18 protein-coding genes are annotated in these 21963 nt (G+C 68.9%); 9 read left to right on the top strand and 9 right to left on the bottom strand.

All coding sequences use genetic code 11. The features are described from left to right. Window positions 1-4: 4 nt before the first annotated feature. A complete protein-coding gene (locus JOD27_RS02780; RefSeq protein ID WP_204760477.1) occupies window positions 5-1498 on the bottom strand; it encodes a sugar transferase in 1494 nt (497 codons plus the stop codon). A 366-nt stretch (window positions 1499-1864) separates the two neighbouring features. Next, window positions 1865-2080: an RNA-binding S4 domain-containing protein gene (locus tag JOD27_RS02775; protein WP_372441661.1), complete on the bottom strand. Its 216-nt coding sequence runs from the start codon at window positions 2078-2080 to the stop codon at window positions 1865-1867. Between the two features lie 90 nt (window positions 2081-2170). Here JOD27_RS02775 and JOD27_RS02770 point away from each other — a divergent pair, with 90 nt between their 5' ends. Next, entirely contained in the window at window positions 2171-2863 is a 693-nt protein-coding gene (locus tag JOD27_RS02770; RefSeq protein ID WP_204760476.1) for a DUF2306 domain-containing protein, read from the top strand. A 291-nt stretch (window positions 2864-3154) separates the two neighbouring features. On the opposite strand, the gene JOD27_RS02765 is transcribed toward JOD27_RS02770, so the two are convergent. Genes JOD27_RS02765 through JOD27_RS02750 form a run of 4 tightly spaced genes read right to left on the bottom strand, consistent with a single transcriptional unit; the run spans window position 3155 to window position 5688 of the window. Beyond that, window positions 3155-3571, bottom strand: a complete 417-nt coding sequence (locus JOD27_RS02765; protein ID WP_204760475.1) for an SLATT domain-containing protein — start codon at window positions 3569-3571, stop codon at window positions 3155-3157. Further along, complete coding sequence (locus JOD27_RS02760; RefSeq protein WP_204760474.1) at window positions 3568-4770, bottom strand: TRP family putative cation channel; 1203 nt, start codon at window positions 4768-4770, stop codon at window positions 3568-3570. Before JOD27_RS02760 ends, JOD27_RS02765 begins: the two co-directional genes overlap by 4 nt. Before the next feature lie 43 nt (window positions 4771-4813). Continuing rightward, complete coding sequence (locus tag JOD27_RS02755) at window positions 4814-4972, bottom strand: hypothetical protein (RefSeq protein WP_204760473.1); 159 nt, start codon at window positions 4970-4972, stop codon at window positions 4814-4816. Beyond that, window positions 4969-5688 carry an HAD family hydrolase gene (locus JOD27_RS02750; protein WP_204760472.1) on the bottom strand — a complete coding sequence of 240 codons (720 nt, stop codon included), beginning with the start codon at window positions 5686-5688 and terminating at the stop codon, window positions 4969-4971. Before JOD27_RS02750 ends, JOD27_RS02755 begins: the two co-directional genes overlap by 4 nt. 36 nt (window positions 5689-5724) lie before the next feature. Between JOD27_RS02750 and JOD27_RS02745 the strand changes: the two genes are divergently transcribed. The 4 genes from JOD27_RS02745 to JOD27_RS02730 all read left to right on the top strand — a co-directional run bounded on the left by JOD27_RS02745 (window position 5725) and on the right by JOD27_RS02730 (window position 11572). Beyond that, window positions 5725-7110, top strand: coding sequence for an SDR family NAD(P)-dependent oxidoreductase (locus tag JOD27_RS02745; RefSeq protein WP_204760471.1), 1386 nt, complete (start codon window positions 5725-5727; stop codon window positions 7108-7110). A gap of 105 nt (window positions 7111-7215) precedes the next feature. Next, window positions 7216-7878 carry a non-homologous end joining protein Ku gene (gene ku, locus JOD27_RS02740; protein WP_189258317.1) on the top strand — a complete coding sequence of 221 codons (663 nt, stop codon included), beginning with the start codon at window positions 7216-7218 and terminating at the stop codon, window positions 7876-7878. Window positions 7879-7970: 92 nt separating this feature from the next. Beyond that, the gene (locus JOD27_RS02735) at window positions 7971-10829 is read left to right on the top strand and encodes a bifunctional RecB family nuclease/DEAD/DEAH box helicase (RefSeq protein ID WP_204760470.1); all 2859 of its coding nucleotides are present in this window, start codon (window positions 7971-7973) and stop codon (window positions 10827-10829) included. A 134-nt stretch (window positions 10830-10963) separates the two neighbouring features. Further along, window positions 10964-11572 carry an LPXTG cell wall anchor domain-containing protein gene (locus tag JOD27_RS02730; protein ID WP_204760469.1) on the top strand — a complete coding sequence of 203 codons (609 nt, stop codon included), beginning with the start codon at window positions 10964-10966 and terminating at the stop codon, window positions 11570-11572. Window positions 11573-11625: 53 nt separating this feature from the next. Here JOD27_RS02730 and JOD27_RS02725 read toward each other — a convergent pair whose 3' ends face one another. After that, window positions 11626-12375, bottom strand: a complete 750-nt coding sequence (locus tag JOD27_RS02725) for a PIG-L family deacetylase (protein WP_204760468.1) — start codon at window positions 12373-12375, stop codon at window positions 11626-11628. Between the two features lie 166 nt (window positions 12376-12541). On the opposite strand from JOD27_RS02725, the gene JOD27_RS02720 reads away from it, so the two are divergent. Beyond that, window positions 12542-13711 (top strand): glycosyltransferase, encoded by a 1170-nt coding sequence (locus tag JOD27_RS02720; RefSeq protein WP_239566458.1) that lies wholly within the window; start codon window positions 12542-12544, stop codon window positions 13709-13711. Between the two features lie 221 nt (window positions 13712-13932). Here JOD27_RS02720 and JOD27_RS02715 read toward each other — a convergent pair whose 3' ends face one another. Then, window positions 13933-15603 carry a S8 family serine peptidase gene (locus JOD27_RS02715; RefSeq protein WP_204760466.1) on the bottom strand — a complete coding sequence of 557 codons (1671 nt, stop codon included), beginning with the start codon at window positions 15601-15603 and terminating at the stop codon, window positions 13933-13935. 306 nt (window positions 15604-15909) lie between these two features. On the opposite strand from JOD27_RS02715, the gene JOD27_RS02710 reads away from it, so the two are divergent. Both JOD27_RS02710 and JOD27_RS02705 read left to right on the top strand, forming a co-directional pair. Further along, window positions 15910-16836: a LuxR C-terminal-related transcriptional regulator gene (locus JOD27_RS02710; RefSeq protein WP_204760465.1), complete on the top strand. Its 927-nt coding sequence runs from the start codon at window positions 15910-15912 to the stop codon at window positions 16834-16836. Window positions 16837-16918: 82 nt separating this feature from the next. Beyond that, the gene (locus JOD27_RS02705) at window positions 16919-17494 is read left to right on the top strand and encodes a hypothetical protein (RefSeq protein ID WP_204760464.1); all 576 of its coding nucleotides are present in this window, start codon (window positions 16919-16921) and stop codon (window positions 17492-17494) included. Window positions 17495-17571: 77 nt separating this feature from the next. On the opposite strand, the gene JOD27_RS02700 is transcribed toward JOD27_RS02705, so the two are convergent. Beyond that, window positions 17572-19449 carry a S41 family peptidase gene (locus tag JOD27_RS02700; protein ID WP_204760463.1) on the bottom strand — a complete coding sequence of 626 codons (1878 nt, stop codon included), beginning with the start codon at window positions 19447-19449 and terminating at the stop codon, window positions 17572-17574. A gap of 120 nt (window positions 19450-19569) precedes the next feature. Between JOD27_RS02700 and JOD27_RS02695 the strand changes: the two genes are divergently transcribed. Continuing rightward, window positions 19570-21963 carry a hypothetical protein gene (locus JOD27_RS02695; RefSeq protein WP_204760462.1) on the top strand — a complete coding sequence of 798 codons (2394 nt, stop codon included), beginning with the start codon at window positions 19570-19572 and terminating at the stop codon, window positions 21961-21963.

Below are 21963 nucleotides of genomic sequence, written 5' to 3'. Positions count from 1 at the left end.
TCCATCAGTAGGCCCCCTGGCCGCCGAAGACGGCGTGGAAGGTCTTCCACAAGATCACGGCGTCGAGGGCGAGCGACCAGTCCTCGACGTAGCGCAGGTCGAGGCGCACCGACTCCTCCCACGAGAGATCGCTGCGTCCGCTCACCTGCCACAAACCGGTCAAGCCGGGCTTCACGAGAAGGCGGCGCCGCACGTCGGAGGAGTACTTCGCGGTCTCCTCCGGCAACGGCGGGCGCGGGCCGACGAGCGACATGCTGCCCGCGAGCACGTTGAAGAGCTGCGGCAGCTCGTCGATCGAGTAGCGGCGCAGGAACGAGCCGACCTTGGTGATGCGCGGGTCCTTCTTCATCTTGAACAGCAGGCCGTGGCCCTCGTTGACCGCGGCGAGCCTGGTGCGCAACGCGTCCGCGTTCGTGACCATGGTGCGGAACTTGATGATCGTGAACGGCTGGCCGCCCTTGCCGACCCGCTTCTGGCGGTAGAACACGGGACCGCGGCTGTCGATCATCACGAACGCGGCGACGGCGAACATCAGCGGCGCGAGCAGCACCAGGAGCAGGAAGGCGCCCACGCGGTCGACGACGTCCTTGACCAGACGGCGGAAGCCGCTCAGCGCCGGTTCGCTCACCCGCAGCAGGGGCATGCCGAGCACGGCGCTCATGTGCAGACGAGGTCCCGCGACCTCCATCAGACCGGGCGACACGACCATCTCGGCACCGGAGCCCTCGAGGGCCCAGGCGAGCTGCTGCAGGCGGCGTGGTGTCCAGTAGGCGTCCGGTGTCACGGCCACGATGCGGTAACCGCCGCGGCGGACGTGGTCGGCGAGCTCGCGCAGCTGGCCGACGACGGGCACGCCGTCGACCTCGGTGCCGGAGCGGCCGCGGCCGTCGATGGTGCAGATGGCGTCGACCCGCCAGCCCAGGTGGGCTACGCGCTTGGTGCGGTGGATGAGGTCCTCGACCGTGTCCAGGTTGCCGGCGGCGAGAACCGAGAGCAGGAAACGTCCTTCGTTGCGGCCGCGATGCAGTGGGCGGCGCAACAGGTAGCGCATCGGGAACGCGACCAGGGCGATCGCGGGTACTACGACGAAGACCCACAGGCGGGCGCCGGGGATGTCGACCGCGAGCGCTCCGAGACCGAGCGCCACGACGGCACCGAACAAACCCCGGCCGAGTCTTCGGAACTCCTCGGCCCCCTGACCGAGCACCGTGGGCGTCCACACGCGGTTGATCGCGAGCGAACCCACCACGACCACCACTGTGAGCAAATCCAGCAGGACAAGGGAAAGCGGGCCGAACGCGGCGTGGCGGATGCTCATGACCGCACCGACGGCGACGACGACCAGGGCAACGGTCAGCACGTCGGCGGTGATCACGGCATAGCGGTAGCGACTCTCCCAGCGGGCGACTGGTGGGTGTGTCTGTCTGTGTTCGGACAGCGGATTGAGCGTGGAGCGCGACCCGTCGACGTCACGGGCAGCACGGACCTGCTCACTCATCGTTTCTGATCTCCCCGGCTCAGGCGATTCCGGACGTGCACGTACGCAGGTCACCCCGAGGACCTTGGATCTTCGACCTTCGGCAACGCCTCTTTCAGGCTCGGCGCCCGAAGCTCGCAACCGGTGATTCGCCCGCCCCGGCATCCGCGTTACAGGCTCAGGAAAAAAGTTCTTCCACAGCCCGAATATCGGACGTGACGCGCGTCTCACCGTCTGGAAACCACGGCCCCGCAAGACGATTCCCAGATGTCCACAAGGGACATAAGGGTTACGTATGGCGAGCGGGAATCGTTCAGAAGAGGTCTTCAGACCCTAGTGAGATCGTCTGCGCTTATGCATTCAGTTACCGCTGAACGGAGCAATGCCTTACCGCCGAACGGAAATACGTACTTCGTCACCATCGACGACCACCACGTCGCCGTCGCGGAGCTGTGCACCGCGGCGCAGTTCGACAGCGCCGTTGACGTGGACTTCCCCGTCCTCGATCAGCTCTTTGGCGTGCCCGCCGTCCTCGGCCAGCGCAGCCAGCTTGAGGAACTGCCCTAGCCTGATCGGCTCTTCGGAGATCTCCACCGTCCGCATGAGCCACATCATCCCAGTAGGGTGCACCCCACCGCTCGCTCGGGGGCGCACACCAGCGCGTTCGAGTGAAGTCGTTGACAGCCTTGTGGCATGAAAACTTCTCGGGGGTATGTCGCCTGGTTGGCGGTGTCCGGAGTGGTCTGCGTCGCGATAACGATCTTCGCCGCGAGCGCGTACGTCACCCTGGACATGAGCCAGGCCCGGCCGGCACTGCACGGACCGGTTCACTACGGTCTCCTGGTCGCCCACATCTTCACCGGAACGGTGGCGATCCTGACGGGTGTCTCGCAGTTCTGGCCGGGACTGCGTGCCCGGCATCCGCGGGTGCACCGGGTGATGGGCCGCGTCTACTTCGGCGCGGTGCTGCCGTCGTCCCTGCTCGGCCTGGTGTGCGCCCAGCTGTCGCTCTACGGGCTGGCGACGTCGGGGCCGCTGACGGTGCTGTCGGCGCTGTGGTTCGTCAGCGCCGTCCTCGGGCTGCGGACCGCACGGCAGCGCAGGTTCGGCGAACACCGCATCTGGATGATCCGCGGTTTCGCCCTCACCAGCGCCGCCGTGACCGGCCGGCTGTGGAGTCTTGCGCTCGGCGCCCTGGTGTCCCCGGCCGACCAGGCCGAGGGACTGCTGGTCTTCGCCACCGCGAACTGGCTGTCGTTCGTGGTGAACCTGCTGGTAGCCGAGTGGTGGATCCAGTCGCGGGGCTACGCCCGGACCTTGCCCTCCGCAGCGCTGAGTCCCAGCATCTCGAGCAGGTCAGCGCAGTCGAGTGCGTCCGTGGCGTGACAGGCCACGGTGCGTGCCGCCTTGCTGTTCTGAATCGTGCTGTGCTCCTTTTCCAGAGCCTTGGCCTCGGCGAAGGTGCCGGTTTCCGGCTCGGCGATCGCGGGACGCGCCCAAGTCATGTCGTGCCTGCTTCCGCATCGGGGGATGAGGTCATCATGACAACGGGCTGCCCGAAACACCAGATCTAGTGCTTTCCGTAATCGGTCACCCACAGCGCGTCAACCCCGGCGAGCAATGCCAGAAAGCGTTTTCCCGGCCGCAATCTTGATCGATTGTTGCCAGGAATTCGCTTCACCGGCCGTACCGCAGCACGGACTCCACTTCGGTCACGAATGCAACAAGCCTTTCGTCGTCCACGTCGTCGGGCGTGGGGCCGTCCACCGCGAGACGTTGCAGCGCAACGGAAGTGGTGGCGTTTTCCCGCGCCAGCCGGCGGAATCCGAACGTGGCCTCGAAAAGCGACACCGCGGTGGCCAGTGCGGCCAGCGCCGTGGCGGCGAAGCCCCACAACGCTCTGCGCGGCCCGTCCGCCATCCCCACGGCCGCGGCGGCGGCCGCGGCGATGAAGAGGGCGGCCGAGATCGCGACCGTCCACGTGCGAGCGCTGGAGTACCGCTTGCGGCCGCGTTCGACGTGGTCGAGGCGGTCCTGGAAGCGGTGACGCAGATACGCCTCGACGAACTGCGCCTGCCTCTGCTTGTCACTCACGTCCTGACCACCTCGTGCTTGCGGTCGCTGACCGCGGCTTCCAGATCGGCCACCTTGTCCTGCCGCTCCTCCTCCGTCGCCGGGGCGGGGGCGGCGAGGTGGGCGAAGTACAGCGCCCGCAACCGTTCCGCGCGCGACCGCGCGGTGAGGTACTTGTCGAGCGACTCCCGCTTGCGCGCCACGATCGTGATGGCCGCCGCGAACGCACCGCCGGCCACGACGAGAACTCCTGGCCACGGCGTTTCTTTGAGCCACGTCTGCAGCGCGCCGAACACCGTTGTGGTCAGCCCGCCCGCGATCGCGAGCACGGCCATGAGCCGGTAGCGGTTCTGCTCGACCTCGGCCTGCGCGTCGAGCTCGTGGAACGCCGGTGCGACGACGGAGTTGGCGTCGTGGATGGCGTCCGCGAGCGCCGGGTACGCGACGACGAAGCCGGGGTCGATCAACGGCCGCGGTTCCGGCGCCCGGTAGCGGACCTTGGGCCAGATCGTCGGCGGCTTGACGGGCTTCTCCTTGCCCAGCAACCGTTCCAGCGCGGTGACCGTCTTTCCGGCACCCTCGTCGACGTGGACGATGAAGATCTTGCCGCTGCGCACGAGCACCGCGAGATCCCCGGTGAGGTCACCGGTGGCGATGCGGTCCGCGAGGCCACCCGTGCCGGCGAGCACCAGCAGTGCGTTGTCGCCGCTGAGGTGATCGATGATCTCCTTCTCGCTCTCGCCCCCGACGACGAGAGCTACGACGGGCTTCTTGTGCCGGACGGCGTCGATCGTGCGGAACAGCACGGGTGTCGCGTCCGTCCACTCCGAACCGGGGACGATGACGGCGACGCTGTGGTTGGGTTCCAGCGCGACCTGACCGTTGGTGGAGGTTTCGGTGAGGTCGTGCACCTTGCTGCTGGGCGCGACACCGACGACGACGGGCCAGCGCTGCTCGCAGGCCTGCAAAGCCATGCCCAGCAAGTGGACAACGCCTCTGTCGGTGCCTTCGGTGACGAACACCGCGCCGTTGCGGGCCGCGGTCACCACGACGGATCTGAGCACCGGTAACAACTTCGCGGCGAGATCCGTCTCGATGTCCTGGGTGGAGCCGAAGACCGAGATCACCGTCCGCCCTCGGGGCAAGCCGAGGGCCTTGGGTTTGATGTCGGCGTCCGGCTGGGACAGCCGTTTGACTGTCGGGCCGCCTGCTGTGGGCATGCCGCGCACGATAACGCCGTGATCGATGCCAGACCAGACCCGTTCAGCCCCGGTCCTCGTCGTCCAGCGGAACTTCCTGCAGCTGCTCGTAGGCGTCCGCCTCGTTCGCCTCCAGCGGTGCGTCCGGCGTCTCAGGTGGCTCCTGCGGCACGACTTCGCGCTGCTGCTCCTGCACGTCCGCGTCGGGTGCTTCGGGGTTCATGCCGTGCGGTTTCCCTGCGCGGCGTCGCTCCACACCTGCCTGATCAGTTCGCCGAGGTCGCTGAGGTCGTCGAGCACCGCGGTCGCACCGGCCCTGCGGAGGTCCTCCCCGCTGCTGCGTCCCGTGGCGACGGCCACCAGCCGCACGCCCGCGGTGACCGCCGCGTGCACGTCGTGCGGGGTGTCACCGATCAGCACCACTTCGTCATCGGTGAACGGCCGGATGTGCCGTGCGCGTTCTCGGGCGAACGTCACCAGCTCCGCGCGGTCGGCGTGGTCGTCGCCGAACGCGCTCACGTCCCAGTCGACGAGGTGAGCCAGCCCGAACGCCTCCAGCTTGATCCGCGCGACGCTGGGCAGGTTCGCGGTCAGCACGCCCTGGTGCACGCGCGGGTCGTCGGCGAAGTGTTCGAGCGCCTTCAGGGCGCCCGGCAGCACCTCGCTGTGGCCGGGCAGGTCCGCCCTGTTGCTCTCGAACGAGTTGGCGAGCGCGTTGGCGAGCAGCTGCGACGCCTCGTCCGTGTGCTCGATCCCGTGCTGACGCAAGATCTCGGCGATGACGTCCAGCTCGGTGCGTCCGCCCAGGTCGACAGGGCCGTTCAGCTCCCTGCCGAAGGCAGTCAGGAACGCCTCGCGGTACATCAGCTTGCCGAAGCCGCGAGCCGAGATCAGCGTGTTGTCGATGTCCCACAGCACCAGCAGTTCGGGCCCGGTCATCGGACCACCACCCCTCCACCCGTAAAATGCCTGCTCATGACCTCGATCGACCCCGCAGAGCTGGAAGTCTGCCTGCGCGTGCTTGCCCAGGTCGAGGACCTGCCCGCGGAGCACGAGGACGCGGTGCGCGTCCGCCGGGCCACCGCGAAGATCTTCAAGGCCGCGAAGAAGTTCCGGAAGGCCGAGCGCAAGGCCGCCATCACGGCCAACGACCGGGCCGTCACCGCGCTGACCGCCACCGGGTCACCGGACCGCATCGACGACGAGACGCAGGGCCTGCCGCTCGTGTCGAACGCTCAGGGCGCCACGGCCGGCACGCTGCTGCGGGCGCGGTCCTGCTACACGTGCCGGCAGCGGTTCGTCGAGGTGGACGCCTTCTACCACAACCTCTGCCCGTCCTGTGCCGCGTTCAACCACAGCAAGCGGGACGCGCGCACGGACCTGACCGGCCGCAACGCGCTGCTGACCGGTGGCCGCGCGAAGATCGGCATGTACATCGCGCTGCGCCTGCTGCGTGACGGCGCGCACACCACGATCACCACCAGGTTCCCCAAGGACGCCGCCCGCCGGTTCGCCTCGATGCCCGACGCGGCCGACTGGATCGACCGGCTCAAGATCGTGGGCATCGACCTGCGCGACCCGGCCCAGGTGCTGGCGCTGGCCGACGAGGTGGCCGCGCACGGCCCGTTGGACGTCCTGATCAACAACGCCGCGCAGACCGTGCGCCGCTCCCCCGGTGCCTACGCGCCGCTCGCCGCCGCCGAGCACGAGGCGCTGACCGGGGACGCACGCAGGCCGGAGCTGATCTCGTTCGGCGGCCACGGCCAGCTCGCCCTGCCGGGCACGGCGGTGCCCGAGGCGCACTCGGTGACGACGCTCGCACTGATGGCGGGCTCGAAGGACATCGACGCGGGCGGCCTGGTGCCGGACACCGCCGCGACGAACTCGTGGGTGCAGAACGTCGACGAGGTCGACCCGGTGGAGCTGCTGGAAGTGCAGCTGTGCAACTCGACGGCGCCGTTCCTGCTCATCTCGCGGCTGCGCCCGGCGATGGCGAAGTCGGCTTTCCGGCGCAAGTACGTGGTGAACGTGTCCGCGATGGAGGGTCAGTTCTCCCGCGCCTACAAGGGTTCCGGGCACCCGCACACGAACATGGCCAAGGCGGCGCTCAACATGTTGACGCGCACGAGCGCCGAGGAGATGCTGGCCAGCGACGGCATCCTGATGACCGCGGTCGACACCGGCTGGATCACCGACGAGCGCCCGCACCCGTTGAAGATGCGGCTCGCCGACGAGGGCTTCCACGCACCGCTCGACCTGGTGGACGGGGCCGCGCGGGTGTACGACCCGATCGTGCGCGGCGAGGCGGGCGAGGACCTGTACGGGTGCTTCCTCAAGGATTACGCACCGGCGCCCTGGTAGGGGATTTCCGCCGCACGCGTCCGAGGTACCTGTCGGACGCACCCGAACGAGTCCTTTCGTCACGCGGAGCGACTATTCGACCACACGTTCGAGTACTCATTTGTCATGAGGACTGTGTGGCGGGGAGCACTCCGGTTCGGCATGACGACGATGACGGTGCGGCTGGTGGCCGCCTCGACTGAACACCGCGGCAGGGTGCACCTGGTGCACCGCGAGGACAGCGGCCGCGTCCGGCATCAGCAGGTGTGCGGCGAGTGCTCGCTGCGTCTGACGCCGGACGACATCGGCCGCGGCTACGAGCTCGAGGACGGCCGGATCGTGCAGATCGACCCGCGCGACCTGCCGGCCCCCGAGGACGGCGTCATCGACGTCCAGCAGTTCGCGCCGCAGACCGACCTCGACCCGATCGCGTTGCACCGCAGCTACTACGTCGAGCCGGACGACCTCTCGGTCCGCTCGTACGTGCTGCTGCGCGAGACCCTGGAACGCACGAAGACCGCGGCGATCGTCAAGTTCGGGTTGCGCGGCAAGGAAACCCTCGCCGCTCTGCGCCCGCAGCACGGGGTGATCGTCCTGCACACGCTGCTGTGGCCGGACGAGGTCCGCGAGCCGCACTTCCCGTTCCTGCACCGCGACACCGAGGTCCGCACCGGCGAGCTGGCGGCCGCGGCGGCGCTGGTGCGGGCGCAGACCCGGCCGTTCCGGCCCCACGACTATCCGAACACCCACGCCGAGGCCCTGCTGAAGCTGGTCGAGGCGAACGTGTAGCTCCTGGCGGTGCGGGCGGACGACCCACGTGACGGGGATGAACGCGGGTCGTTCGCCCGTGCCGCCGGGGGTGCTGGCTAGCATCACTTCCCATGCTCGCCAGCCCGTCGGACCTCGTCGACCTGCTCGAGTGCGAGCACCGCAGCTACCTGGGACGTGCCGATCGGCTGGGTGATCCGGCCGAGCTGCGCGTTCAGGCCTCCGTCACGGCCGACGAGATGCGCGCCGGGAAGGACGTCATCGAGAACGCGGTCTTCTTCGACGGTGTCTTCCACTGCTCGGCGACGTTGATCCGCACGCCGTCCGGTTACGAGCCGACCGCGGAGGAAGCCACTCCGCTGGCCGTGCTGAGCCTGACGGCGGCCGCGCAGGCGGTCGGTGCCGAGCGGGCGCACCTGCTCGTCGACGGCAAGCGCACCTCGTTCCGGATCGCCGACTTCGCACCCCTGCTTGGTCGACTCAAGGCGCGGCTGGCTCAGCCGGGACCAGCGCCGGAGCGGTCGTGGGGTGACGTCAGGGCGGCGTGCACCGGCTGCCGGTTCGCCCGCCACTGCGCCGCGGGCCGCGAGGAGGCCCGTGATCTGTCGCTCGTCGCCGGGTTGCGCGCCGACCAGCGGCGAAAGCTGGTTTCAGCCGGCATCGACACCATCGACGCGCTCGCGGCCACCGAGGAACGGCCCGCCACGCTGTCGCCCGCGAGCTTCACCGCGCTGACCGCGCAGGCCCGGCTGCAGGTTCAGCAGGAACGCACCGGCGTCACGACCTACGAGGTCGTCGCCCCGGAAGCGTTGCAGTACCTGCCGGAACCCGCCGAGGACGACGTGTTCCTGGAGGTCGACGGCGACACGTTCCGCACGCCCGGCTGGGAGGGCACGTTCGCGGAGTTCGTCGACCGCACGCCCACCGGGACCGTCTACCACTTCACGCCGCACGACCTCGTCGGCCGGGCGGCGCGCGCGGCCCTCAAAGAGTCCGAAGTGGACGAACTCGTGCGCCGTTGTGTCGACCTGGGCGCGCTGACCCGCCGGGTGCTGCGGGTGTCCACTCGGGAGTACACGCTGCAGGCCCTGAAACCGTTGCTGCACGACGACATTCCCACCCGAGGCGTGCGGGACCTGCTGGAGAGGATCAAGCGCGAGCACGGCGTCGAGACGGCGGTCAGGGAGGAGCGCGACGAGGCCGCGCTGGAGAAGGCTGCGGAACGGGCGCGGCGACTGGCCGCTCTGACCGAGCCGCTGATCGCCGAGGGGCACACGTTGTTCGCGGCGACCGTCGGCTACCACCGGCGGGAGGCGAGCCCCGCGTGGGGTGACTTCTTCCGGCAGGCCAGCGCGCCGATCTCGGATCTGGAGACCGACTCGAACTGCGCGGTGCCGATCACGCTCAGGGCCGAGGACTGGGTGCCGCCGAGCGGGCGGGTCAGGACGCACAAACGTCAGGTGCACGCACGGATCGACCCGGAGCGGCCGCACCCGTTCGGCAAGGACGAGCAGGTCAGGCTCCTCTATCCCGGCAACGTCACGCGCAACGCCGTGGTGTCGGACGACAACCCGTACGAGCTGGTGCTCACCGAGAGCAACGCGCAGGAGCATTCCGAACTGCCGATCGCGGTGCTGCCGGGCAGCCCGGTTCCGGCGGCGCCGAAGGACGAGGCGGTCGCGGAGCTGGCTGAACAGGCCGTGCACCTGCTGCCGCTGCTCCCCCGCAACCCCGGCATCGACCTGCTGCTGCGCACCCCGCCCGCGCAACCGCTGCCGCAGCACCCGGACGTCGTGCAGGCCGTGCTCAAGGCCGTCGACCAGCTCGACGGCGGCACGCTCGCGGTGCAGGGGCCGCCCGGAGCCGGCAAGACCTACCTCGCGACCAAGCTCGTGAAGCATCTGATCGACCAGGGCAAGACGGTCGCGGTGACGTCGACCTCGCACAAGGCCGTGGAGAACGTGCTGTCCAGCGTCGATCCGGGCATCCCGACGGCCAAGCGACCCAAGGGAAAGCCGGAGGAGGACTGCCCGTGGGACCAGCCGAAGGACAACGGCGCGCTGGCCCGCTGGCGCGAGGAACACCCGCGGGGGCACCTCGTCGGCGGCACCGCGTGGACGTTCGCCAACGCCGTGATCAAGGCGCAGCCGTTCGACGTGATGATCATCGACGAGGCCGGTCAGTTCGCGCTGGCCGACGCCGTGGCGGTGGCGACGGCCGCGCGGAACCTCGTGCTGCTGGGAGATCCGCAGCAGCTGCCCCAGGTCGTGCAGGGCGTGCACCCGCCGGGCTCGGACGCGTCCGCGCTCGGGCACCTGCTCGGCGGCGCGGACGTCATCCCTGATCACCTCGGCTATTTCCTGGCCGAGACGCGCCGGATGCACCCCGCGGTGTGCAAGCCGGTGTCGGAGCTGTCGTACGCCGGACTGCTCCATTCGCACGAAACCGCGCGCCACCGTTCGATCGAGGGCATCGAGCCCGGCATCTACCTGCGTGAGGTCGATCACCGGCACAACATCACCTCGTCGACCGAAGAGGCAGACGCCGTGGTCGACACCGTGCGCCGGCTCGTCGGTCGCACGTGGACGGACAATGACAAGACGCGCGAACTGACCGATGCGGACATTCTCGTGGTGGCGCCGTACAACCTGCAGGTCAGGGTGATCCGGCGGCGGCTCGCGGATGCGGGGTTCGATGGAACTCGGGTCGGCACCGTGGACCGCTTCCAGGGCCAGGAAGCACCCGCGGTCATCATGTCGATGACGTCGTCGTCCACCGTGGACCTACCCCGTGGCCTGGACTTTCTTTTGTCACGTAACAGATTGAACGTGGCACTGTCCCGTGCCCAGGCGCTCGCCGTGATGATCTGCTCGCCGCGGCTGCTGGACGCCGACGTACGCGGAGTGGAGCAGATGCGCCTGGTCGCCGGGATGCTCGGCCTCCTCGAACGAGTGACGAAATTCCCTGATTGACGATTCAAGTGTTGCCGGACAGTGACCTTTCGACCGCTCAGTGTTGCTAGCGTGGCGCGGTTCACCCGGTCGGGTGATCATGAAATCAAATGTGCTCGATCCGCCATGCACCAAGCAGAGCAGGAGAAATTCCGTTGGCAAGAAGAGTTCTCGGCGCGTTCGTGGTGGCTGGCACCACGGTTCTGGCCTCACTCGCGCTCGCCACGCCGGCAAGCGCGCACACCCCCGTGGTGAAGGCCTCGTGTGACGAGAAGACTCAGAAGTCCTCGTTGAATGTGGACCTCAAGTGGTACGGCCCGGAGAAGAAGAACACCCTCGAAGTCTTCATCGACGACGTGAAGCAGGACCACAAGGTCACGTTCGGCGACTCCCACAACGAGACCGGCTGGGAGAGCGACGGCAAGTCCGAGCACGTGTACAAGGTGTCGATCAAGGCCTACGACGACCCTGGGGCGCGGAACGGCTGGACGAAGGAAATCACCCTCGACAAGACCGCCGCCTGCGTCAAGAAGGCACCGCCGACGAAGTCGACGCCGCCGTCGGAGACCACGACCAAGACCACCACCACGACGACGGAGGCGCCGTCGTCCTCCGTGACGCCGCCGGCTCCCGGTGGCAGCACGCCGGAACCGCCGCTCGCGGCGACCGGCGCGTCCCCGCTGTGGCTGCTGCTCTCGGGTCTGGGTCTCGTCGGCGCCGGTGCCGGCACCCTGCTGTTCCTGCGCCGCCGCCGCAGCGCGTGAACTAGCTGAGCAACACGGAAACGGGGGCGGCCTGCGGACCGCCCCCGCGTTCCTCAGAGGTCCAAAGTCGTCTCCTGGCCGTGGCCTTCGCGGATGAACCACTCGGTGTCGAAGACGTGGGCGAACGTCTCGTCGTCCAGCGCCAGGAAGAACGAGTGCTCGGGGATCTGCGAGGCGTGCGCGCGCATCGCGGCCCGTTTCACGTCCAGGTACTTGCTGACGTCGACCCCGACGTTGATCTCCGACTCCGGCACGGCGTCCTCCCCCAGCGGCGGCGGCTCCGCCTCCCCCGCGCGCCGCATCGCCTCGCGGAACTCGGACTCCTTCACCATCGCCCGGTAGACCGCGGGCGTGCCGGCGATCTCCGCGGCCCGCTTGCCCACCCGGTGCACCTGGATGTGGTCGGGGTGACCGTACCCGCCGAAGCTGTCGTAGATCGTGAGCGCTTTCGCGTTCTCTTCCTGGAGAATCGCGGCGAGCTTGCGCGCGGCCTCCTCGACGTCGGCCGTCCAGAACGATCCCGGCCGCTCGTTGAGCTCGTCCCCCATCATCCCGGAGTCCAGGTATCCCAGGAACTCCACCCGCGCCACCCCCAGCAGGTCGGCCGCCGCGTACGTCTCCTCCACCCGCCGCTGCCACAGCTCCTCGCCCGGTTCCAGGAAGTCCGGGATCTCACCGGCCTCCCCTCGAGTCGCGACGACGAGCACGACCCGATGCCCCTCCTCGAACGCCTTCCGCATCACACCACCCGTGACGATGCACTCGTCGTCGGGATGCGCGTGGAACGTCACCAGTGTCGCCATGTCCGCGACGTTACCCGCGAATGGAACTCCCCCATTCCCCCGCGCCCGCTCCGCTCCCTACGGTGGGGAACCAGGGCCTTGGCGGCAGGGGAGGTTCGTCGTGCGCGTGTTGTGCACTGTCGCGTTCTCGGCTGCCCACGCGCGCGCAACGCTCCCCCTCGTGACAATGCTGACCGAGCTCGGCCACGAGGTGCTGGTAGCGGGCCCGGCCTCGGTCCTGCGCGGCTTCGCGGGCGAACCGGTCCGCTGCGCCGGCGTGCTACCGGAGGTGTGCGACCAGCTGGCCGACCTGTTGCAGGGCGAGGTTCTCACGCTCCCCCCGGACTACGACCCGTTCGCCGACGAGATGATCGTCGAGTTCGCGGCGGGCCCGCACATCACCGCGGCGGTGCGAGCTCTGCTGCCCGTGGCCGCGGACTTCCGACCACACCTGGTGTTGCGCGCGGGCATCGAGTTCGCGGGAATGCTGGTCGCGGAACAGCTCGGGGTGCCGCACGTGGCAGCGCCTACCGGTGTCGGCCAGTACATGGACCGGCTGACGTTGCTGAACGCACTGAACGAACGACGCGCGGAGCTTCGCCTGCCGCTGCACGAATCGCTCGACTCGGCCCACCGGTACGGGCGGTTGGACGCGGTGCCTCCCGCCTATTCCTTTGCCCGCCAACCCATGCCCGGCGCGTTCGCCTATCAGCAGCCCTCGCACCACAGCGCTGGAGAACGGTTGCCGCAGTGGCTGTCCGATCTCGATCCCGCTCGGCCGCTCGTGGTCGCGTCTTCGAGTACGTCCGGTGGGGTGTTCGCCACTGAGTCGGCGTTGCGACTCTTCGACTGCGATGCCATACCGGATGCTGTTTTGCGGCACTCTCCGTTGGTGCACCTGGAAACTCTGGTTGCTGGACTGTCTGCTGTGGACTGTGAGGCGGTGGTGCTCACCGGTGGCCTGCCGGTTGAGGCGTCCGGTGCGTCTCACGTGCATCTCGTCGAGTCGTTGCCGCAGGCGTTGTTGTTGCAGGCAGCGGATTTGCTGGTGACGCACGGTGGGTACAACTCGATCCGGGAAGGCATGCGGGCTGGAGTGCCGGTCGCTGTGCTTCCCCTGATGCACGATCAGATGCACAACGCGCATCGTGTTTGTGAGCTTGGTCTTGGGGTGCGGGTGCGGGGATTCGGGGCGGACGCGGTTGCTTCGGCTTGCCGGCTTGCGTTGGGGAATGGGGAGGTTCGCAGTGGGGTGCGGCGGGCTCAGCGGGAGGTGCTCGGGTTGCCCTCTGTTCGGGCCGTGGCTGGGTATTTGGAGCGGATCGTGCAGCGGAATCGGCGGCTGGTGAGCATGTGAGGGTGCTGGGTACGGTCGCCTTGCGTAGGTGGTTGCGTGGGCCCTTTTACGAGACGGATCATTTCATCGCCGCTCGCAGCGGCTGGGAAGTCACGATCGAACACGGCGTGCCGGTCGTTTGAGCGGCTGGGACCGGCTGCCCATCACCATCGTGTGAAAGGGCGGCGCCTCCCCCAGCGAACCAGGTCTGGAAGGCGCCGCCCCTCGGCGAACCCGTGGAGCTATTGCAGGGTCAGGTTCCAGGCGTTGATGTAGCCGGTGTCACCGGCGTACACGTCCTGGACCCGCAGCTTCCACGTGCCCGCCGCGACCTCGGACGAGGCGTCGACCGTGTAGGTCGCCACCACGTTGTTGGCACTGTCCGAAGAGGACGAGTTCTTCAGGCGGTAGGCGGTGCCGTCCGGTGCGATCAGGTCGATCACCAGGTCACCCCGGTAGGTGTGGACGATGTCCACGCCGACCTTGGTGGTGGCCGAGGCGTTGCCCGGCAAGGTCGAGGTGATCGAGGACGTCACGGTGCCCTGGTCCGTGATGGCGACGTCGGTCGTGTTCTCCAGGCCACCGGAGGGCGGCGGAGTCGTGGTGACGGCGTTCACGGTCTTGGCGGCGTCCGCGAGACCGGCGCCGCAGCCGCCCGAGCAGGTGCCGGGGAGGGGGCGGGCGTTGGTCTTGATCAGGTCCTTGATCTGGGCCGGGGTCAGCGACGGCTTCTTCGCTGCCAGCAGTGCCGCGAGGCCCGCGATGTGCGGGGCGGCCATCGACGTGCCCTGGTAGGGCTTGTAGGTCTCGGCGCCGGGGGTGGTGGCGCCGCTGTTCAGCGTCGAGTAGATGCCGTTCTCGGGCGTGGTGATCGTGCCGGGGGTGTCGGTGCCGCGACGGGTTTCGCCGCCGGGCGCCGCGATGTCGATGCGCGAGCCGTAGTTCGAGTAGAACGCCTTGTTGCCCTCACGGCTGGTCGCGGCGACGGTGATCACGCCGGAGCAGTTGGCGGGGGTGAAGTTGGCGGCGTTCATGTTCGAGTTGCCGGCCGCCACGACGACGGTGGTGCCGCGGTTGATCGCGCCGTTGATGGCGTTCTGGTAGGTCGTCGAGCAGGACGACTGACCGCCCAGCGACATGTTGATGACCTTGGCGGGCGTCGGGTTCGCGGGGACGCCGCTCACCGTGCCGCCGGACGCCCAGGTGATCGCGTCGGCGATGTCCGAGGTCGAGCCACCGCACTGCGCGAGCACGCGCACCGGCTGGATCTTGGCGTCGTAGGCGATGCCCGCGATGCCCTTGCTGTTGTTGGTGGACGCGGCGATCGTGCCGGCCACGTGGGTGCCGTGCCAGGACGAGTTCTGGTCCGACGGCGGGGACGGGTTGCCGTTGGCGTCCGTACCGCAGTCACCGGCCTTCATCCAGTCGCCTTCGTCGGCCGGGTTGGAGTCCCGGCCGCCGCCGTCACGGGCACGCGAGGCGTCCGACACGAAGTCGTAGCCCGCGACGATCTTGGCCGACAGGTCGCTGTGGGCGACGTAGCCGGTGTCGATCACGGCGACGGTCACGCCGGCGCCGGTGGAGCTGGACCACGCGCCGGGCACGTTCATACCCGCGGTGGCCTCGAACAGGTCCCACTGCCGGGAGTAGTCGGTGTCGTTCGGGTCGGCCAGCGGCTGCATCAGCAGGTCCGGCTCGACGTAGGCGACATCGGGGTCGGCCTTGAAGGCCTGGATGGTCGAGTCGGCGTTCGAGGTCTTCGAGCCGAGGTCGACGACGACCGCACCACTGGCCATGCGGCGGTGCAGCGACTTGCCCTTCTGACGAACGTCGTCCGAGGCAGCGGAGTCGGACGAGGCTTCGGCGGTGCCGGGCTTGTAGCCGACGATCAGCCGCTCGAAGGGGCGGTTCACCTGGGTCGAGTCCGGCTGGGACTGAACCGGGGAGGGAGCAGCGTCAACTGGTGAGACAACGCTGAGCACGGCGGCGGAAACTGCCGCGGCGCACAGGCTCGTGCGTCGCAATCCGTTCACGAGACAGGGTCCTTCCACACAGGGCCTTCGCATGCCGTGGAGGGCGTCAGGGTTCTGAACCGGCTGCGGAGGTGACGAGGACCGTAAGTCGGGCCACACCTGCGAAAACAGGTCCAGCGGAGTCCGAATAACGACACTGGCGTGTTCACGACAGGGGCATTGCGCTGAATGGCGCACAATATGGCCGTGTTCGGACACCTGGGCGTCTCACCGGAGCTATCTGCCGTATACGAACTGCTGGTAACAGGAGGCAGCCGTACCACCGAAGAGATCGGCGTCGCCCCGGAGTTGCTGTCGCGGCTGCACGACCTGGGTGTCGTCCGCCACCTGCCCGGTGACGTGTGGCAGGCCGTCCCGCCCGACCTCGCCGTGGAGGCCCTCATCGCGGCCCGCGAGGAGCAGAACCGCCGGGCGCGCGCCGACGTCGGCCCGCTGATGGAGCTCTACCTGCGCAACCGCGACGAGGAGCAGGGCGACAACGCGTTCGTCGAGGTCGTGACCGGTGTCAGTGCGGTTCGCGAGCTGTGGAACACACTGCTGAACGGCGCCCGCGAAGAGGTGTGCGTGCTCGACCAGCCACCGTACGTGACGCCGCTGGGCGAGCACGTCGCCCTGGAGGACGCGACCCGTCAGCGCGACGTGCAGTGGCGTGTCGTCTACGACCGGTCCGCTGTGGACCTTCCCGGCCGTGTCACCGAGATCATCGAACTGGTCGCCGCCGGAGAACGGGCCCGCGTCACGCCGACGTTGCCGTTCAAGCTCGCCGTGATCGACACGCACGCCGCGGTCCTGCCGGTCGCGAACGGCGACGTGGTCGACAAGGTGCTGCTGATCCGTCCGTCGGCGCTGCTGGACGTGCTGCGGTCGACGTTCGAGCTGTACTGGGACAAGGGAATCCCGTTCAGTCCAGGTGGGATCTACGCCGCGGCGGCCGATGTGGACCCGAACCTGCTCGGGCTGCTCGCGGCGGGCCTGACCGACGAGTCGATCGCACGGCAACTGGGACTGGCTCCGCGCACCGTCCAGCGACGGGTGCGGCAGCTGATGGATCGCTGTGGCGCGCAGACCCGGTTCCAGGCCGGGGTTCAGGCGATGCGGCGAGGGTGGCTGTAGACCGCGGAAAAGTCGGGTGCAACCTCCGGTGATCTTGTGGCGTCTCCTTGTGTGCAAGCAACAACTCGCCATTGGGGGATCAATGCGCAAGGTAATGGCGGCTGCCCTGACGGGCCTCGCTCTCGTCGGTCTCGCGGGCACCGCGTCCGCTCAGGCCGGCCAGGCCGACTACCCGTGGCCGCCGAAGGACGTCACGCCGGTCCACAAGACCAAGGCGGAACTGCAGAAGCAGGCCGACGAGTTCAGCGCACGGCAGGAGAAGACCTACCCGCGTGCCTTCCGGGGCGCGCGGAACGTCGAGCCCAGCCAGTGGGGCGGCGAGGCGGCAGGCGTGTTCGACGACATGCAGTACATGGGCAACACGGTGACGTTCACCTACAAGGGCCAGAACGTCACCACGTACACGCAGGTCAACGCGCCGGGCCAGCACGCGTGGTCGCCGAAGGAGTACTGCGAGAAGTACGCCAAGTGCACCAGCACCGTGAGCGACCACAAGGGCGGCGTGACCGTCTTCGCCAAGGACGACCGGTTCGGCATCGTGGAGGCGCGGAACTTCCGCCCGAACGGTGAGGTGGTCTGGGTCCAGAGCTGGACGGCGGGCACCGAGGCGCAGCTGGCGGTTCTCGCCACCGACCGCGCCTTCACGTTCACCAAGTAACACCAAGCGGCACAACAGAAGTAGCACAACAGGAACGGGCGCTGCTGATCATGGAGTCACCAGCAGCGCCCGCCCCTTCAGCTGGCGACCTTGCGCGCGGCCACCAGCTGCCCGTCCGCGAACCCTTCGACGCGCACCTCGGTTCCGGTCGCGCTCAACGTCGCGGTGTGCGCGCCGTCGGTCACGTCCAGCGAGGTGGCCGGGCGGCCGTCGACGTAGATGTCCACCCGGTCGAGGTTCACGGTGTCCAGTGAGACGGTCGTTCCGGCGACCGCCACTCCCAGGCGCCGCACCGGCATCGCGGCGAGCAGCGAACCCGCGCGGGCCAGCAGGTCAACGTTGCCCTGCAACAGATCCGCCCGCGTGATCTTGTGCTCGTGCGTGGGCCGCACGCCCAGGTCCTCCACGGGAGTGCCGGCGAGCTTGCCGACCCGCAACGTGCGGCGGATCGACACGCGCATGTTCGCCTTGTTGGGCAACGGCTTGTACGGCGTCTCCGGGTCGCCCGGCGCCGGGATCTTCAGCAGCGTCATCAGCAGCCCGTGGGTCCACACGTTCGCGCCGCCCGCACCGGTGTTGTCGTCCACGCCCAGGATCGGGCCGAGCTCGTGGTCGGCCCAGCCCGCGGCGAAGATGTCGGTGGCGGAGTAGCACCGCGCGTCGGTGATCAGCACGACCGGGCCGTGGTAGGTCTGGCCCACCGCGTTCGCGCCGTCGACCGGCGTGATGGTGTGGGAGCAGGAGAACGCCTGCCCGGTCTCGGTCGACGAGTCGAGCGACGGGAACCACGGGCCCAGGTCGATCTGCTTGGTCGGGTTGTCCGCGTGGCGGCGGCAGATCCGCAGGTTCAGCGGTGTGCTCAGGAACTGCACGGGTTCCGGGTCGATGCGCCGCGGCGTCATCGTCTGCAGCAGGAACTCCGCGGCGAAGATGTGGCCGCCGCCGTTGTCGCGCACGTCGACGATGAGACCGTTCTGCGGCAACAAAGCCGCGAGCCGCACGAACTCCGTGAGGAACGCCTGCGGGTCGTCGACGCTGAACGTGAAGATCCGCAGGTGCCCGAACTCGCCGGACGGCGTGGTGACCGGACGCGCGCGGAACACGCCGGGCATGGTCGTCGGGACGTCCTGTGCCGCCATCGCGATGGCACCACCGGCCGCCTCCGCCTGCACGACCTTGGGGGCGTGCAACAACTTCTTGGCGCGGGCCTTCTCGTCGGAGTCCAGGTCGACGCCCTGCGCGGCTGCGGCGGGCGACAGCGAGTCGACGTCGGTCATCGGCGGCAGGTTGTCGGTCACCTGCCAGTCGACGCGGATGTCCTGCGACTCACCGCTCTCGGTGCGGTGGGTGACGACGACCCAGTCCTCGTCGGGCGGGAGCTGGATCACCAAGGGGCGCAACGTGAGCGACTCCAGGCCGCGGGCGAGGTTCGCCGCGGTGTTGCTGCCCGCGAAGATCGCGCCGTTCAACGCGACGGCGCGCGCGATCGGCGTGCCGTTCCAGTGCGTGACCTCGGCGCCGACGGCGAGACCGTCGAAGTCGGAGACCGTGCGGGCGACGAGGTACTGCTCGGTGCCGTCCGCGGCGAAGCAGCGCTCCAGCTGGAACGGCAGGAAGGCGATCTTGCCCGCGAACGGCGCGGGCAACAGGTAGTTCGTGTGCAGGTCGCGCACCGAGTGGAAGGTGCTCGACAGCTCGCGGTGGAACTGCCACTCCGGCTCGGCCGTGGCGTCGGTCTGCCGCTCGAGTCTGGCTCTCAGAACTCTGAGTCTTTGCACGGGGTTCACCGCGTGCATGGCGACTTTGAGCGGCAGGTGCGCGTAGTTGTGTTCCAGCAGGATCAGCGCCTGGTCGACGATGAGTTTGCGCTGCGCCAGGGTGAGACTGCCCGCGGCGGCGAGGAACTCGGCGAGTCCGACGGAGTTTGCGACGTTCGGGTGAGCGGTTGCGGTCATGGTGGGGCCTCCTTGCCAAGTAGAGGCTTTCCAGACCGCCCGGATACACCTTTTTCACCCGTTCGGCCGCTAACCAGAGCAGTTTTCGCGACGACAACTGGAGTAAAGGGAGGCCCGGCGATGAGTCCTCGCACCCTCGAACTGCGCATCCACGGGGTCAACAACACGCCCCCGGACGCGATGCTGGCCCTTCCCGACCACGCCGTGGAGCAGTTCCGCGGCGACAGGTTCGGCAGCTTCTGGCGGCCGAAACCGGACAAGGTCGCCGAACTGCCACCGGATCACCCCGGACGGGTGCCTGACGACGTGCGGCGCGAGGCGTACTCGTGGGGCGGTATGGCGCGCAGCAGCCCCGGTGTGCCGGGCAGCGGGGTGCCGTCGACGTTCGCGAACGCGCTGGGCCGCATCGGCTGGGCGTTGCTGCTGCCGTTCGGGCTCGCGAACGTCGCCTACTGGTCGCGCAAGCTGCCCGACGACTCGGTCCCGGCCGCGAAGCGGATGGTGTGGTGGAACGCCGGGCGCGGCGCGGCCAGCACGCGGCTGTTCGGGCTCGGGCTCACGGTGCTGCTGGTGCTCGCGGTGTGCGAGGTGGCGATCGACCTCTACGCGATCCAGTGCTCGTTGCCGGGCACCACCTGCAAGCGGCTGCCGGAGTTCATGGACCTGCTGGGCGATCCCCCGCGGCACGTCAGGGTGCTCGCCGCGTCCGCCGTCCCGGTGTTGCTGCTCCTGGGTCTGATGGCCCTGACGTCGTTGTCCCGCAGCAGGTACGAGATGACGGCGATGCGGCGCCCGCCGGCACCTCGGCCCGGTGTGCTGCTCAGCAGGCCGTCGATGTGGGAGGGCAGCCCGCGGATACGCAGACTCACCCGGCTGCACCTCGCGGCCGGCTGCTGCGTCGTGACGCTGGTGACGAGCGCCCAGCAGTCGCAGCACGCGTTCTTCCTGATACTGACCGTGCTCGCGGGTGGTCTGCTGGCCGTCGTCATGGCTCGCGTGGTCGTGACGACGACGGACTGCCCGGACGTGCCGTCGAGCGAGAAGGGCGGCCTGTGGTCGTGGTTGCTGGTGGTCTCGGCCGTGCTCGTGCTGGTGGCCCACGGGTTCGGGCTCTACGCGATCGAGCCGGAGTTCACCGGGCCGCTCTGGCTCGCCTCGTGGGGGCCGCCGGTCGTGGCGGTGGCGCTGCTCGGGTCCGTGCTGGCGGCGTGGTCGTGGCGGCGCAACGACGCCAAGGGCCCGCTGGTGTTCCTCGTGCTGTTCGTGGCGTTCATGGTTGCCACGTACTGGTTTCCGCTCGCCTGGATCGGCGCGGCGGTGGTCGGCGTCGTGCTCGCGTGGCGCGCGCGGCCACGGCACGGCGACGAGTGGCAGGCCTGGCGCGGAGCCGGACCCGGTGTGCTGCTGGGGTTGTCGCTGACCACGTCGGTGATGCTGTCGACGGTGCTGGTGCTGACGTTCCGCGGCTGGATCGGGACGGGGCTGCGGGTGCCGTCGTTCTACCCGTGGTTCAGCGCGGCCTTCGCCGTGGCGCTGGTTCCGCTGGTGCTGCTGATGGTCGCGCAGGCGCTGACGTTGCTGACGCGGCTGGCCAAACCCTCCGCCCTGGACGACGAGGCGGAGGTGCTCGTCGTGCGGGTGCGGCACGTCGCCGCGGTCACGCACCGGGCCGAGAACGTCGTCGGGGTGCTGTCGACCCTCGGCGTGCTCGCGCTGGTCCTGACGTGTCACCTGACGTTCGCCGCGCCGTCCTGGACGAGCTGGTGGGGCGTGACGTGGGTGGTGGGCAAGGGCGACTGGGTCACCGGTCTCGCCGGTGTCTCGGTGATCGGCTCGTTCGTGGGCGCGGGAATGCTGACCAACCGCCGCCCGCTCGGCCTGCTGTGGGACCTGATGTGCTTCCTGCCGCGCACGGCACACCCGTTCGCGCCGCCCTGCTACGCGGAACGCGCTGTGCCGGAGATCGCCGACCGGACCCGCGAGTTTCTGGACGAGTCGCCGGAGAACCGCGTGGTCCTGTCCGCGCACAGCCTGGGCGCCGTGCTGGCCGTCGCGGCGCTGTACGCGTTGCCGGAGGGGTATCTGCGCCGGGTGCAGCTGCTGACGTACGGCGTGCAGCTGCGGCCGTACTTCGGGCGGATCTTCCCGGAGCTGCTCGGCCCGGCCGTGCTCGGTACACCGGAAGTGCGTGCGGGAGCGATGTTCTCGTGCGACCCGTGGCGGCGGAAGCCCGGCACGACACCGGATCACGGGCTGACCGTGCTGCTGGGCCCGAGCTGGATCAACCTGTGGCGCCGCACCGACTACCTCGGTTTCCCGGTGCACGGCTGGGAGGAGAACTCCCTCGACCGCCGCGCGAGCGAGTCCAACGGCTCGCCGGACAAAGTGGACACTCACTCCGACTATCACCTTTGTGTGGAATTCGGAAAAGCTTTCGCCGACCTCGTCTCAATTGATCTGAACCAGCAGCCTGCTGATAGACGTGCAGGGGGTGGGAACCTGGACCGCAGTTGA

It is taken from the genome of Lentzea nigeriaca, assembly GCF_016907955.1.
Taxonomy (GTDB): domain Bacteria; phylum Actinomycetota; class Actinomycetes; order Mycobacteriales; family Pseudonocardiaceae; genus Lentzea; species Lentzea nigeriaca.
This window is presented reverse-complemented; position numbering and strand designations above follow the sequence as displayed.